Source organism: Serratia sp. Ser99 (genome assembly GCF_024519545.1).
Classification (GTDB): Bacteria; Pseudomonadota; Gammaproteobacteria; order Enterobacterales; family Enterobacteriaceae; genus Serratia; species Serratia liquefaciens.
Genome location: NZ_JALJRT010000001.1, coordinates 387,812 through 401,894 on the forward strand (window position 1 = coordinate 387,812; position 14,083 = coordinate 401,894).

General features: G+C 55.4%; 12 protein-coding genes. 3 read left to right on the forward strand and 9 right to left on the reverse strand.

The genetic code is table 11. From position 1 onward, the window contains the following. Window positions 1–38 precede the first annotated feature (38 nt). Together NR114_RS01855 and NR114_RS01860 are read right to left on the reverse strand one after the other, a co-directional pair. A complete protein-coding gene (locus NR114_RS01855; protein WP_020826056.1) occupies window positions 39–659 on the reverse strand; it encodes a glutathione S-transferase family protein in 621 nt (206 codons plus the stop codon). A 106-nt stretch (window positions 660–765) separates the two neighbouring features. Next, window positions 766–1,422, reverse strand: a complete 657-nt coding sequence (locus tag NR114_RS01860; RefSeq protein ID WP_048761769.1) for an HAD family phosphatase — start codon at window positions 1,420–1,422, stop codon at window positions 766–768. A 294-nt stretch (window positions 1,423–1,716) separates the two neighbouring features. On the opposite strand from NR114_RS01860, the gene NR114_RS01865 reads away from it, so the two are divergent. Next, window positions 1,717–2,736, forward strand: a complete 1,020-nt coding sequence (locus NR114_RS01865) for an isopenicillin N synthase family oxygenase (protein WP_256814037.1) — start codon at window positions 1,717–1,719, stop codon at window positions 2,734–2,736. Window positions 2,737–2,805: 69 nt separating this feature from the next. Here the strand turns inward: NR114_RS01865 and NR114_RS01870 are convergent, their stop codons facing one another. Together NR114_RS01870 and NR114_RS01875 are read right to left on the reverse strand one after the other, a co-directional pair. Next, on the reverse strand, window positions 2,806–3,951 hold the full coding sequence (locus tag NR114_RS01870; RefSeq protein ID WP_256813930.1) for a PLP-dependent aspartate aminotransferase family protein: 1,146 nt from the start codon (window positions 3,949–3,951) through the stop codon (window positions 2,806–2,808). Between the two features lie 14 nt (window positions 3,952–3,965). Beyond that, complete coding sequence (locus NR114_RS01875; protein ID WP_256813931.1) at window positions 3,966–5,333, reverse strand: cystathionine beta-synthase; 1,368 nt, start codon at window positions 5,331–5,333, stop codon at window positions 3,966–3,968. Between the two features lie 464 nt (window positions 5,334–5,797). On the opposite strand from NR114_RS01875, the gene NR114_RS01880 reads away from it, so the two are divergent. Beyond that, window positions 5,798–7,003, forward strand: coding sequence for a serine hydrolase (locus tag NR114_RS01880; RefSeq protein WP_020826062.1), 1,206 nt, complete (start codon window positions 5,798–5,800; stop codon window positions 7,001–7,003). A 68-nt stretch (window positions 7,004–7,071) separates the two neighbouring features. Here the strand turns inward: NR114_RS01880 and NR114_RS01885 are convergent, their stop codons facing one another. The 4 genes from NR114_RS01885 to deoC all read right to left on the reverse strand — a co-directional run bounded on the left by NR114_RS01885 (window position 7,072) and on the right by deoC (window position 12,380). Next, on the reverse strand, window positions 7,072–8,439 hold the full coding sequence (locus NR114_RS01885) for an L-serine ammonia-lyase (protein WP_020826063.1): 1,368 nt from the start codon (window positions 8,437–8,439) through the stop codon (window positions 7,072–7,074). Between the two features lie 90 nt (window positions 8,440–8,529). Continuing rightward, window positions 8,530–9,825: an HAAAP family serine/threonine permease gene (locus tag NR114_RS01890; RefSeq protein ID WP_020826064.1), complete on the reverse strand. Its 1,296-nt coding sequence runs from the start codon at window positions 9,823–9,825 to the stop codon at window positions 8,530–8,532. Window positions 9,826–10,793: 968 nt separating this feature from the next. Next, complete coding sequence (gene deoR, locus NR114_RS01895; RefSeq protein WP_046374028.1) at window positions 10,794–11,558, reverse strand: DNA-binding transcriptional repressor DeoR; 765 nt, start codon at window positions 11,556–11,558, stop codon at window positions 10,794–10,796. Between the two features lie 141 nt (window positions 11,559–11,699). Further along, on the reverse strand, window positions 11,700–12,380 hold the full coding sequence (gene deoC / locus NR114_RS01900; RefSeq protein WP_020826066.1) for a deoxyribose-phosphate aldolase: 681 nt from the start codon (window positions 12,378–12,380) through the stop codon (window positions 11,700–11,702). A gap of 218 nt (window positions 12,381–12,598) precedes the next feature. On the opposite strand from deoC, the gene NR114_RS01905 reads away from it, so the two are divergent. After that, on the forward strand, window positions 12,599–13,438 hold the full coding sequence (locus NR114_RS01905; protein WP_256813932.1) for a hypothetical protein: 840 nt from the start codon (window positions 12,599–12,601) through the stop codon (window positions 13,436–13,438). 34 nt (window positions 13,439–13,472) lie between these two features. Here the strand turns inward: NR114_RS01905 and ybjG are convergent, their stop codons facing one another. Further along, the gene (gene ybjG / locus NR114_RS01910) at window positions 13,473–14,078 is read right to left on the reverse strand and encodes an undecaprenyl-diphosphate phosphatase (protein ID WP_041415284.1); all 606 of its coding nucleotides are present in this window, start codon (window positions 14,076–14,078) and stop codon (window positions 13,473–13,475) included. Between the last annotated feature and the right edge of the window lie 5 nt (window positions 14,079–14,083).

A 14,083-nucleotide genomic window follows, 5' to 3' on the forward strand; every position in this document is an offset into this window, starting at 1 on the left:
AGAGAATTGCGCCCCAGCGGATGCGGGGCGCAGGAAACTCAGGTTAACTCACTCATCACACCGCGCTGATAGGCTGGTCGCTCGGTCAGTTGCTTATACCAGCGCTCCATGTTCGGACGAGCTTGGCGCTTGATCGGCATGGAGAACCAGGCGTAGGCGAAACTGCCCAGCGGGATATCGCCGATGCCGAAGTCTTCACCGGACAGGTAAGGCTGACGACCCAGGGTGTCTTCCACAATGTCGAAATGCTTTTCCAGTGTGGCAATCGCCGCTTCGATCTTCGCCATGTCACGCAGTTCTGGCTTGGTACGCACCAACCCCCAGAACACCACGCTAAAGTGACTGACAATGGTGGCCGTGGTCCAGTCCATCCATTTTTCGGCGCTGGCACGCGCCTGCAGATCCTGCGGGTAGAAAGGTTCGCTACCAAACTTCGCAGCCAGATAGCGCACTATGGTGTTGGACTCCCACAGCACAAAGTCATCGTCTTGCAGCAGCGGCACCAGTCCATTCGGGTTCAATGAACGGTAGAGTTCGTCGTTCACCTTGCCGAAAGCGCCTCCGGCGTTGATATGGCTGTAACTCAGCTCCAGCTCTGCGGCGCACCACAGCACTTTCCTGACGTTGTTCGAATTTTCACGACCCCAAATGGTCAGCATAGAACGCCTCTTTTACGTGGGTTAATCAACCTAACTAATTATTCCTACTCCACAATTCAGCGCTTGTCACACTGGAAGGCATTTTTTGCCGACGTGGGCGACACATTCAGCGTTCCCAGCGGCAGATCTCCCAGCCTTGCTCCAGCGCCAACGCGTTGAGTTCGCTGTCGGGGTTGATTACCGTGGCGCTGTCGACGTATTCCAGCATCGCCTTGTCGTTGAGGGAGTCGCTGTAGCCGTGGCTGTGCTCGAAGCTCAGTTCCGGATGTTCAGCCAACCACTTTTTCAGGCGGATAACCTTGCCCTGTTGGTAGGTCATGGTGCCGTAGGTGTTGCCGGTGAAGCGGCCGTCTTGCACTTCGACGCCGATGGCCAGCGCGCCGTCGGCGCCAAGCTGGGCGGCAATGGGGGCCACCAGGTGCTCGCCCGTGGCGGAAATGACCAGAATGCAATCACCACGCTCGCGGTGCCACAGCAGCCGCTCGCGGGCGGCAGGGTAGACTCGCGGCAGGATATCGCGGCGAATATAGCGCTGCACCCAGCCGGCCACCGTTTCGGTACTCAGGCCGGCCAGCGGCGCCAGCGTGGCCTGCATGTAGTCCTCCATGGACAGCTTGCCCTGATAATAGTGCTGCATCAGTTGCTGTTCCTGCTGTTCCAGTTCCGCCGGTGCAAACCCTTCAGTGACCAACCAACGCATCCATAGGCTGGCGCTGTCTTCATCAATCAGGGTTTCATCCAGGTCGAATAAGGCTAAATCCATCAGTATTTCTCCGGCAGGCAGGGAGGGGGAATGGGGCTGTTTATAGAATAGCGGATAGCGTTAGTCGCCAGCCAGTGGCGACAACGAAATTGCGCAGAGCATAAGTCGCATTGATGACAGTTTTGCGACGCTTTGTTGAAGGTTTGCATAACTTAGAACGCAACAATATTGGCTGACGCTTGAGCCGCGGTGGTAACTATAGGGGTAATACGCTGGCTATCCAGGAGTTGAAGATGCTGATAATTCGCCTTTATACCGGCCCGATTTTTGTCGGGGATGAAGAGGAACAGGATGATGACACCCCCACTGACGCTGAAGAAGCTGCCGCTGCTGGATCTTTCGCAGCTTGATGGCGACGCCGGGCAGCGGCAGGCGTTTCTTGATGGTTTGCGTATTGCGGCGCGTGACGTCGGCTTTTTCTATTTGCGTGGCCACGGCGTTGATAGTGCCCTGAATGCACAGCTGCAACGGTTGGCGAGGCAGTTTTTCGCCCTGCCGGAAGCCGACAAACTGGCGGTGCAGATGGTGCATTCGCCGCATTTTCGCGGCTATAACCGTGCGGCGGCTGAATTGACCCGCGGCCAGCCGGACTGGCGCGAACAGTTTGATATCGGTGCAGAGCGAGCGGCGCTACCGTTGGCTGAAGCAACCCCACGCTGGGCGCGTTTGCAAGGGCCGAACCAATGGCCGGAGGCATTGCCCGAACTGAAACCGCTGTTATTGCAATGGCAGCAGGCGATGACCGCCATGTCGCTGCGGCTGTTGCGCGCCTTTGCCCTGTCGCTTTCACTGCCGGAACAAGCATTTGATTCGCTCTACGGCGACAAACCCAATGAACATATCAAACTGATCCGTTATCCAGGGCGTGAAGCGACCGCGAGCGGGCAGGGGGTTGGCGCCCATAAAGACTCCGGTTTTCTCAGCTTCCTGCTGCAGGACCGGCAGAAAGGTCTGCAGGTTGAAGTGGATGAAGGGCGCTGGGTTGACGCCGAACCGCTTGAGGGTACCTTTGTGGTCAACATTGGCGAATTGCTGGAGCTGGCAACCAACGGCTACCTGCGCGCCACGGTACATCGGGTGGAGACGCCACCGGCGGGGAGCGATCGACTGTCGATTGCTTTCTTCCTCGGGGCGCGACTGGACGCGGTGGTGCCTGTGTATCAGCTGCCTGAATATCTGGCCGCGGAAGCCCATGGCCCAACCAGCGATCCGCATAATCCGCTGTTGCGCGACGTAGGCTTTAACTACCTGAAAGGACGCATCCGTTCCCATCCGGATGTGGCGCAGCGTTATTACCAGGATGTGGTTGCTTAAGGGAGGAGGCCGCATACCGCGCCCAACCGGGTGAGTCGGGTCGAACATGTTCGACCCGATTGTTTTGAATTACTCTGCCAGTGCCTGCTGCAGATCGGCGATCAAATCTTCTGCGTCCTCAATCCCTACCGACAGGCGCAGCAGTTGCGGCGTAATACCGGTCTTCATCCGCTGTTCCAGCGGGATAGAAGCGTGAGTCATGCTGAACGGCTGGCTGATCAGGCTTTCCACGCCGCCGAGGCTCTCTGCCAGGGTAAACAGCTGTGAACGTTTGATCACCCGGCGCGCATAGGCATCGTCGCCTTTCAGCCGTACGGAAATCATGCCGCCAAAGCTGCTCATCTGCTTTGCCGCCAACGCGTGCTGCGGGTGGCTCGGCAGACCAGGGTAGTAGACTTCTTCTACCTGAGGTTGGCCTTCCAGCCACTGGGCAATACGCAAGGCGCTGTTGCTGTGACGCTCCATACGCAATGCCAGCGTGCGGATGCCGCGCAGCGTCAGGAAGCTGCTGAACGGATCGAGAATGCCACCCACCGCGTTTTGCAGGAAGCCGAGCTGCTCGGCCAACTCTGGGTTATTCCCCACCGCAGCGACACCGGCGACCACGTCGGAATGGCCGTTGAGGTATTTGGTGGCGGAATGCACCACCACATCAAAGCCGAGTTCCAGCGGACGCTGGATATAAGGCGAGGCAAAGGTGTTATCCGCTACGCTGATCAAACCGTGTTTTTTAGCGATGGTGGCGATGGCGCTCAGATCAGCCAATTTCAGCAATGGGTTGGTCGGCGTTTCAACCCAGATCATTTTGGTATCCGGTTCGATGGCCTGTTCCAGCCCGGCAAGGTCCGCCGGGGAAACATAGGTGACGCGCAGGCCTGCGGTACGGCTGCGGACCTTCTCCAGCAGGCGATAGGTGCCGCCGTACAGATCGTCGACCGCCACCAGATGGCTACCCTGATCGAGCAGCTCCAGCACCGTTGAACAGGCGGCCAGGCCAGAGGCAAAGGCATACCCACGGCTACCGCCTTCCAGTTCGGCAATGGCGCTCTCCAATGCGGTGCGCGTTGGGTTGGCGCTGCGTGAATATTCATAACCGGTATGCTCCCCCGGCGCCGGTTGGGCGTAGGTGGAGGTCGCATAAATGGCCGGCATTACCGCACCGGTGGCATCTGGCGTGTAACCGGCATGAACCGTCAACGTATCAAACTTGGCCATACAATCATTCCTTATTAACGTAATTTTTGGCGCCAGGCGTTAAGCACGTCTGTGCGGGTAATCAAACCGAGGAAACGCTCACCGTCGAGGACGACCGCTACGTGGCCGTGATTGAAGGTGGCCAGTAAATCCTGATAGCTGGCTTCTTTTTGCAGCGTATTGACCGAATGGGTCATGGCACGGGCGGCCGGCAGACTGAAGTGGCTGGCGTCCGCCTGCACGGCATTGAGCAGATCCCACTCGTCGATCAGGCCGACAACCCGATCGCCTTCCAGCACCGGCAGCTGCGAGATGTCATACAGCCGCATGCGGGCATGAACGATAGCCAGCGTGTCTTCCGGTGCGACCGAAACGGCGGCCCCTTCGTCATGACGGTAGGCGATCAAATCGCGTAAATCCTGATGCTGCGGCTTGCTCAGCAGGCCTTGTTCCAGCATCCAGTGGTCGTTATACATTTTAGACAGGTATTTGTTGCCGCTGTCGCAGACGAAGGTGACCACGCGTTTCGGCTCTGTTTGTGCCTGGCAATAGCGCAGCGCTGCCGCCAACAGGGTGCCGGTGGATGAGCCTGCCAACACGCCTTCTTTGCGCAGCAGATCGCGTGCGGTGGTGAAGGCTTCGGCATCGCCGATACGATAGGCATTGCGCACCTGGTTAAAGTCGCTCAGCGGCGGAATGAAATCTTCGCCGATCCCTTCCACTAGCCAACTGCCGGCCTCGCCGATTTGGCCGTTATCAAGATAGTCCGCCAGGATCGAGCCGGCCGGATCCGCCAACACGAACTCGGTTTGCGGCGAGACTTCGGCAAAATAGTGGCTCAGGCCGCCGAGTGTGCCGCCGGAACCGACGCCAACCACGATGGCATCGACCTGATGCTCCATCTGCTGCCACAGTTCCGGCGCGGTGGTACGGGTATGGGCCGCCGGGTTGGCGGGGTTGTTAAACTGATCGATATAAAACGCACCGGGGATTTCGTCGGCCAGCCGTTTGGCGTAATCCTGATAGTAAGCCGGGTGCCCCTTGCCCACGTCGGAGCGGGTCAGCACCACTTCTACCCCCAGGGCGCGCAGATGGAAAATCTTCTCGCGGCTCATCTTGTCCGGCACCACCAACAGCAGCTTATACCCCTTCAGGGCCGCCACCAGCGCCAGGCCCAAGCCGGTGTTGCCGGCGGTGGCTTCAATGATGGTGCCCCCGGGCTGCAGGCTGCCGTCGTGTTCCGCTTGCTCGATCATCGACAGCGCTACGCGGTCTTTGATGGAGCCGCCGGGGTTTTGATTCTCAAGCTTGACGAACAGGCGGCAGGGGCCGGTATCAAACTGAGTCAGTTCCAGCATCGGGGTGTTACCGATCATATCGATGACGGAATGCGGTATTGCCATGAGGATCTCCAGAATAATTCGGTTTAAAGCCGTTATCTGGATGATAGCGCTGTCAATAAGCCCATTAAAAAGAACAAATAACCACTCAATATGCTTTTTTGGAATATATTAATTCAATTTGGACGTATGGAGGCATGGATGTTCAGCGGTGCAGATGTTCAGCCGTATGGCCGTGGGCCGTTTAAAAAAACGACGCACCGTCGGCTTTTCATCCAATTTACGCGTAACAGCGTACAGTTATGTAAAAATGCTGAAAATTCGCGCTAAACCCTGCAAAAATAAGATGAATCTAATAAACTCACAGCAAGGGCATTTTCGGTACGCCGCTCAACCCGTCATGGGGCCGCAGGGAGTTTGCGGTTGGAAAACGCGTATCGGGCCACTCTCGCTGGTTGGCTGAAAACGTGAATATGTTTGAAAGTTAACGCTATTTCAATGATTTGAATGGATACTCTGGCGACGTCATGATGAAAAAAAACTTTTCCACTACCCTGAAAAAATTAACCTTTAGCGTCAGCATCCTGTTGTTGGCTGCGCCTGTCGTACAGGCGGCGGAAGCGCCGGCTGCCCCGCAGGTCGATGCCAAAGCTTTTGTGCTGATGGATTACAACAGCGGCAAAATTCTGACGGAGGGCAATGCCGATACCCGGCTCGATCCCGCCAGCCTGACCAAGATCATGTCCAGCTACGTGATTGGCCAGGCGATCAAGGCCGGCAAGATCAAGCCGGAAGACATGGTCACCGTAGGTAAAGATGCCTGGGCTACCGGTAACCCGGCGTTGCGCGGCTCCTCGCTGATGTTTATCAAGCCGGGCGACCAGGTGCCGGTGATGGAGCTCAACAAAGGCATCGTCATTCAGTCGGGCAACGACGCCAGCATCGCGCTGGCCGATTATGTCGCGGGTAGCCAGGATTCGTTTGTCGGCCTGATGAACAACTACGCCAAATCGCTGGGCCTGCAGAACACCCATTTCCTGACGGTGCACGGGCTGGATGCGGAAGGGCAGTACAGTACCGCACGTGATATGGCGCTGCTGAGTCAGGCACTGATCCGCGACGTGCCGGATGAATATGCGCTGCATAAAGAAAAAGAGTTCACCTTCAACAAGATCCGCCAGGTTAACCGCAACCGTCTGTTGTGGAGCTCCAACCTGAACGTTGACGGCATTAAAACCGGTTACACCGGCGGCGCCGGTCATAACCTGGTGGCCTCGGCCACCGACGGCCCGATGCGTTTGATCTCGGTAGTGCTGGGCGCGCCGAGCGATCGCGTCCGCTTTAGCGAAAGTGAAAAGCTGCTGACCTGGGGCTTCCGCTTCTACGAAACCGCCACCCCTATCAAAACCGACAAGCCGTTTGTTACCCAGAAAGTGTGGTTTGGCGACGTTGGCGAGGTGCCGTTGGGCGTAGCGAAAGATGCGGCGGTCACTATCCCGAAAGGGCAGATGAAAAACCTGAAGGCCAGTTACAAGCTGAACCAGCCGACGCTGGAAGCGCCATTGGCAAAAAATCAGGTGGTTGGCACCATCGATTTCCAGCTTGACGGCAAAACTATCGAGCAATATCCGCTGGTGGCGATGCAAGAGGTGAAAGAAGGGAACTTCTTCAGCCGTATCTGGGATATGGTGATGATGAAACTGACCCAGTGGTTCGGCAGCGTGTTCGGCTAGTTATCACGAGGGTTCAAAGACCACGTTGTTATCAAACAGAGGGCGCATGATGGCGCCCTCTGCTTTTATCAGTTACAGGCGACCACCTTGATCGCCAGACCGCCCTGCGACGTCTCACGGTATTTGGCGTTCATGTCCTTGCCCGTCTCATACATGGTTTCAATCACCTTATCCAGGCACACCCGCGGCTCGCTGGTACGACGTAGCGCCATACGTGCTGCATTGACCGCTTTCACCGCGGAAATCGCGTTACGTTCGATACAGGGCACCTGAACCTGGCCAGCCAATGGATCGCAGGTCAGCCCCAGATGGTGCTCCATGGCGATCTCCGCCGCGATGCAAACCTGAGCTGGGCTGCCGCCCATCAATTCAGCCAGACCGGCCGCCGCCATGGAGCAGGCGACGCCCACTTCTCCCTGACAGCCCACTTCTGCGCCCGAAATAGAGGCGTTCATCTTGTACAGCGCGCCAATGACGCCGGAGGTCAGGAAGTAACGGCTATAGGAATTAGGGTTCACCGGACGAATAAACTGGTCGTAATAGGCCAGTACCGCCGGGATGATGCCGCAGGCACCGTTGGTTGGGGCGGTCACCACGCGGCCACCGGCGGCGTTTTCTTCATTCACGGCGAAGGCGAACATATTGATCCAATCAACGACGTTCATCGGATCGATGTTGTTCTTGTCGCCGGTCACCAGAATACGGCGCAGAGCAGCAGCGCGGCGCTGAACCTTCATTGGGCCGGGCAGCAGGCCTTCGGTATTCATGCCGCGTTCAATACCGGCACGCATCACTTGCCAGACTTCGGCGAAGTGCGCGTCGATCTCGGCCTTGCTGTGCAACGCCAGCTCGTTTTGCATCACCAGACCGGACAGCGAAAGACCGGCGTCCTTGCAGTGCTGTTGTAAGTCACGCGCCGAATTGAACGGGAAGGGCACCTGAACCGGATTCGCCTCCGACAGGCCAAAATGTTCCTCATCGACGATAAAACCGCCGCCGGTAGAGTAATAGGTTTTGCTGTGCAGCAGACGTTCGTCGGCGAAGGCGCTGATGCGCATGCCGTTTTCATGCAGCGGCAGATTATTGCTGTGGAAGTTCATGCTGGTTTGCAGCGGAAAATCCACTTCGTGATGACCCTTGGCCATCAGCAGGCGACCGCGTTGCTCAACGTCACGGATAAAACCGGCGATACCGTCGATATCCACGTCGTGCGGCAGGTTACCCGCCAGGCCCATAATAATGGCGATATCGGTGTGGTGTCCTTTGCCGGTCAGAGACAGTGAGCCGTAGACGTCCACCACGACGCGGGTGGTATCCATCAACTGCTGGCTGGCGATCAACTCATCGGCGAACAGCTTGCCGGCTTTCATCGGACCGACGGTGTGGGAGCTGGATGGGCCAATACCAATTTTAAAAATATCGAAAACGCTGACCATGGTTTCGCCTCCTTCTTCAGGTGTTAGGCGTTAATGCAGGAAAGGGGGCCGTGCAGAGAAGCCGGCGCACAGGGCGCCGGCCGGGCTGGATTAGAGGCTGTACAGGATTGCGGAGATGGCGATCAGGCCCATCACTACCACGAACACGTTACTGATGTGGCCGCTGTACTTGCGCATGGCAGGCACTTTACGGATAGCGTACATCGGCATCAGGAACAGCAGCATGGCGATGATTGGACCACCCAGGTTCTCGATCATGCCGAGGATGCTTGGGTTCAGGGTCGCAACAATCCAGGTAGTCACCAGCATGAAGATGGCGGTGATGCGGTTCAGCTTGTTGGTGCTGATGGTTTTACCGCGGCTCTTCATCGATTTGGCGATCAGACCGTTAAAACCTTCACGTGCGCCCAGGTAGTGGCCCAGGAACGATTTGGTGATGGCGATAAAGGCGATAACCGGCGCGATGTAGGCGATCATCGGGTTGTTAAAGTGGTTGGCCAGGTAGGACAGAATGGAGATGTTCTGTGCCTTGGCTTCCGCCAGGTTTTCCGGCGACAGACTCAGCACGCAGCTGAACACGAAGAACATAACGGTCAACACCATCATGATGTGAGCGAAGCCCAGAATGCGAGAACATTTCTTCTCGGCTTCTTCCTGGCCGTATTCTTCACGTTTGGCTACCGCAAAGGCGGAGATGATCGGCGAATGGTTGAAGGAGAACACCATGACCGGGATCGCCAGCCACAGGGTGATGATCAGGCCGTGGCCCATACCGGTACCGGCGCCGGACAGGGAAACGTTGTCGAAGATGGCGGTGGACCAGTTAGGGATCAAGTACAGAGCCAGCAGCATCAGCACGCCAACAAACGGGAACACCAGGATGCTCATGGTCTTCACGATAGCTTGCTCACCGAAACGAACGATGGTCATCAGGCCCACGATCAGGATCAGCGACAGAATGGCGCGCGGTGGCGACGTCATGCCCAACTGGTGAGTAATGAAGCTGTCGACGGTGTTGGTGATCGCCACGCTGTAAACCAGCAGGATTGGGTAGATGGCGAAGAAGTAGAGCAGGGTGATCAGCTTACCGGCGCCGATACCAAAGTGTTCTTCAACTACTTCGGTGATGTCTTCACCGGCATTTTTACCGGAGAGCACGAAACGGCACAGGCCACGGTGGGCGAAGAAGGTCATCGGGAAAGCGATGATGGCCATGATGATCAGGGGAATCAAACCACCGATACCGGCGTTGATTGGCAGGAACAAAACGCCTGCGCCGATCGCGGTGCCGTACAGGCCCAACATCCACATGGTGTCGGTTTTACGCCAGGTACTGGTAGAGCCAGAAGCCGCAGAGGCAATGGTGCCGGTCTGTGTAGTGTCCATAAATATCTCCGAAGTGAACACGTTAATTTAAAATTAAAGGCAAAACTTAAGGTTAAAACCGAATGTCGCAAGAGCAGATGGCGGCATCGGTAAGAATCAGGTGTTGCTTGCGGGGATAATTGGCGTCCCCCTGGTTGTTTATTATGCTAATTACCGTTGGCCAGTGTGGCGGATAATTAATCAAATGATATTCCGCTCCCGAAGGGCCTCACATCGATACTGCTGCCGGAAGGTCATGGCCTGCCGATTTTCGTTGGCGGCAAGATAACGATTTACAGTAGAAACAACCGTGATCATGCTCTCAAATGCGTAATATGTGCGGTTAATTGCTTTTTTATTGGTTTTTCATGCATATGTTGCGCACTTGTGTAAGATTTCATGCTGAAAACGCTCTCATGGATGTTTCAGGATTTATCCGGTGTGGACGATCTGTAACCAGATAAAACGCTGCCGTTGTCAGCAAGCCGAGCAATATATTTTAAGCGTGGGTTTGGATCTAGCTAAAAACCCGGAATAAGCGGTTTTAGTGACGTAGATCACATTGTGATTTTAAGTGAATTAACTTTTAATTAATTGTTTTATCTGGTTTTATTTAAAATATCCCGCTAATAACGAAGGTAAACTACTTAACTGGATAGCGGATAAAAATGCTTAACCATTCATCATATAAATAAACCAAATTGGTTATATTTAAACCGGATTGGTTGCGTAATTGTTGATATTTATCTTGTAGATGTTATTGCGATTTATCATATAAAACCGCGTAGATACCGGGCATGAAAGTAATATTGTGTGGGATTTATCCGTGCTAAAGGAATAAGCAGGAAGAACTGTTGCAATTTATTAACCTGAGATTGGCTGTGGATAAAGAGATTTGCGCATCAATCGAAGATTATTTGTTCAATTTTTGCAGAGAGAAGGGAGCCAATGAAGGGCACCGTCGGCTGGAACCGACGGTAAAATTCAGCTTAAAAACGAATGGCGATCGCGTTTTCACTGAAAAAGTCCGCAAACTGCGGCTCGGGCTGACGATCGGTAATCACCCGGTCGAACTGCGTCAGCGGACCAATGCAGGCGGGCTTGGTTTTACCGAACTTGCTGTGATCGGCCACCAGGATTTTTTGCTGTGCCATGGCCATTGCCCGGTGCTTCATTTCCAGCTCGTCAAAATTAAAGCAGGTGGCGCCATGCTGCAGGCTCAGACCGGCGGCGGAGATAAAGGCGATATTCGGGCAGATATGATCCAGCTCGTTGTGCTGGCCGACGGCGGTGAAAATGTAGTTGTTCGGCTTGAATTCACCGCCGCACAGGATCACTTTGCAGTTCGGTTTGTCCTGGAGCGCCAGAAAGGTATTTAGTGAGTGGCATACTGCGGTGAACACCAGATCGTCGGCAATGGCATCGATGATCGCCGGGGTGGTGGTGCCGCAGTCGAAAAATACGGTGTCGTTTTCGTTGATCAACGCTGCGGCCAGCAGGCCGATACGACGCTTTTCCGTGACCTGTTTGGCCTTTTGATCGGAGACAAAATAGTTGGTGACGCCATTGCTGCGGGGATCGGCGACCACATAGCCACCCAACAGCACCACGGCGGCCGGCTCCGCGCTGAGATCGCGGCGGATGGTCATTTCTGAAACGCCCAACAGCACGGCGGCTTCTTTTAAATGGATCTTGTCAGAGCGCTTTAACGCCTGGACTAACCGGTTGATTCGTTCTTCGCGCCGAGTTTCCATCTGTCTTCCCACAGGGTTAAGAGCCATTCTCCAGGGCCGAACACACAAATGCGGGGTAATAGTTGACCAGCCTAAGGCTGGACACATTACCCCGCATCAGATTATCACGGCGCGCGCCCGGTACTGAGACGCCTCAGTTTATCAGTAGCTGCCGGCGGCAGCCTGATCACCGGAAACGATTGCTACGCCAGAGCTGGTGCCGATACGAGTAGCGCCTGCTTTGATCATCTTCTCGGCGGTTGCGCGATCGCGCACGGCGCCGGATGCTTTAACCCCCATCTCACTGCCTACCGTCGCACGCATCAGCTTGACGTGCTCTTCACGAGCACCGCCGGTGCTGAAGCCGGTAGAGGTTTTAACGAAGGCCACATCAAGTTCGCGACACATTTCACAAACCTGAACGATCTGCGCATCGCTGAGCAGGCAGGTTTCCAATATTACCTTCAACGGGATCGCCGCGCAAACCTCGCGCACGGCGGCGATGTCGGCTTTGACTTCATCCAGCAGGCCGCTTTTAAGCCAGCCTACGTTGATCACCATGTCAATTTCCTGCGCGCCGGCTGCAATCGCCGCTTTGGCTTCGAAGGCTTTGGCTACGGTCAGGCCGGCACCCAGAGGGAAGCCGATCACCGAACAGATTTTCACTTCGCTTTCCTGCAGCAGATGCGCAGCCAGCGGCACATAGCCGGAGTTAACGCAAACGGCGTAGAAGTTGTGCTGCTGCGCTTCTTCACAGAGTTTGGCGATTTGCTCTTCGGTGGCATCCATCGCCAGCAGGGTGTGGTCGACATAGCGGGCGTAATCAATGTTTTCAGTCGTCATTTCGATTCCTTGTTGAGGTTTGATCAAAGCACAATGTGAATAATGTTAGAATAATAACATTCATCTGACGGTTAGGATAGCGTGATTTTAAAAATGAAGCACAGATCATCGTTTTTAGGCTGTGTGGTGTATAACATTGGCAGTGATGATATGTTATTTAAATAACATTTTGGTGCTGAATGCAGGTTTGACCTGCGAGAACACCCAGGGGAAAAACTATGGATATGCTAATAAATCTGGTGCCACAGCGGTTTGGGGCACAACCAGATGAAGTTTTCCGCAATGCGGATTTTGTGGTTACCGCTGTTGATTGTGCTCAGGCAGGGCCGATGCTGACGTTGGAAAATAGCCGCGGCTCGCTGCGGGTATTGCCCTACAGTGGGATGAAGATTTGGGATGCCGATTTTGATGGCTACTCGCTGAAGTCGGGCCGTCGTAGCGTCAAGGCGGCCCGTTGCCATCCTCATAGCGGCGTTGCTTTCCATTCACCCTGGCCGTATGAGGATGGTTCATCATCAGAATTAAACATGCAGCGTGTAGCGTTGCAGCTAGAGGGGAATACCCTGACGCTGTACGGCAGTGGCGAACTTGCCGATCGGCAGTGCAGGTTGCGCCCGGCGGTGAGCTTGACGGCGGACAGCGCACAATTTTCCATTGATATGCAAATCACTAATCTCGCCGAAGCGCCTTTACCGCTGAATTATGTCTGCCAATTAAATTATGGCTGCATCCCAGCAGCCATTTTCCGGCAGAATTTACCGGCACCGGCCTTGATGCCAACGGGGAGCATCGCCGATCGGGGCGTGCTGTGTTCGGACGATTTGTCGTTGTATGTCGATCAGGCCGAGTTTTTTATGTTGGCCTCAAAGGGCAGACGATACGTCACGCGTTTTTCCACCGCACAATTTAACTATGGTCTGCGCCCCGTCACACAACAGGGCAGCCAGCGTTTGTTCAGGTTTATCCAACCGGCCACCGGTAAGGGCGACAAACTGCCTACGATGGTGATAGAGGCGGGGAAAATGAGAGCCTTCAGTGTCACCACCGGGGTGGTGTGAAACAGGGGCGGAGCCGCCCCTGTCTGAAGAGAGATTACTCTTTAACCCACCCTTTACGGATCGGGAAGGCGAACAGGAAACGGTACAGGCGCGTCAGTTTGGCGGCAATGATGTCGCCGAACAGGTTCCACACCAGTTGGGCAAACAGGCAGCCTACCAGACCGAGCAGGAAGCCACCCACCATGTCCAACGGCCAGTGCACACCCAGATAGACACGGGACCAGGCGATGCCAGCCGCCACGATTAACAATAAAATCCCTGACCAGACACGGTGCCAGAACAGGAAAGCCAGTGCGAAAGTAAAGATGGCGGTACCGTGATCGCTGGGGAATGAACTGTCCGGCGCATGCGCCAGGAAGGTATACCCCACACCGGCGACGAATGGCCGTTCATGTGGCAGCAACATGCCGATAGTGGCGGCAGAAAGCATGGCAAACAGCAGAGCAATTGTCGTCTTGGCCACCACTTCACGTTGCGACACCAATTGGTTCTGCGGCCCCCACAGCCATAGTCCGATAATCAGCATCGGCACGATAGCGATCAGATCGCGCGCCAGAAAGGTGGCGACATCGATCGATCCTTCGGGGGACGCCGGGGTCGCGTTGATCCAGGCGAAAAGAAGATAATTCAACTGCTCTATCATAG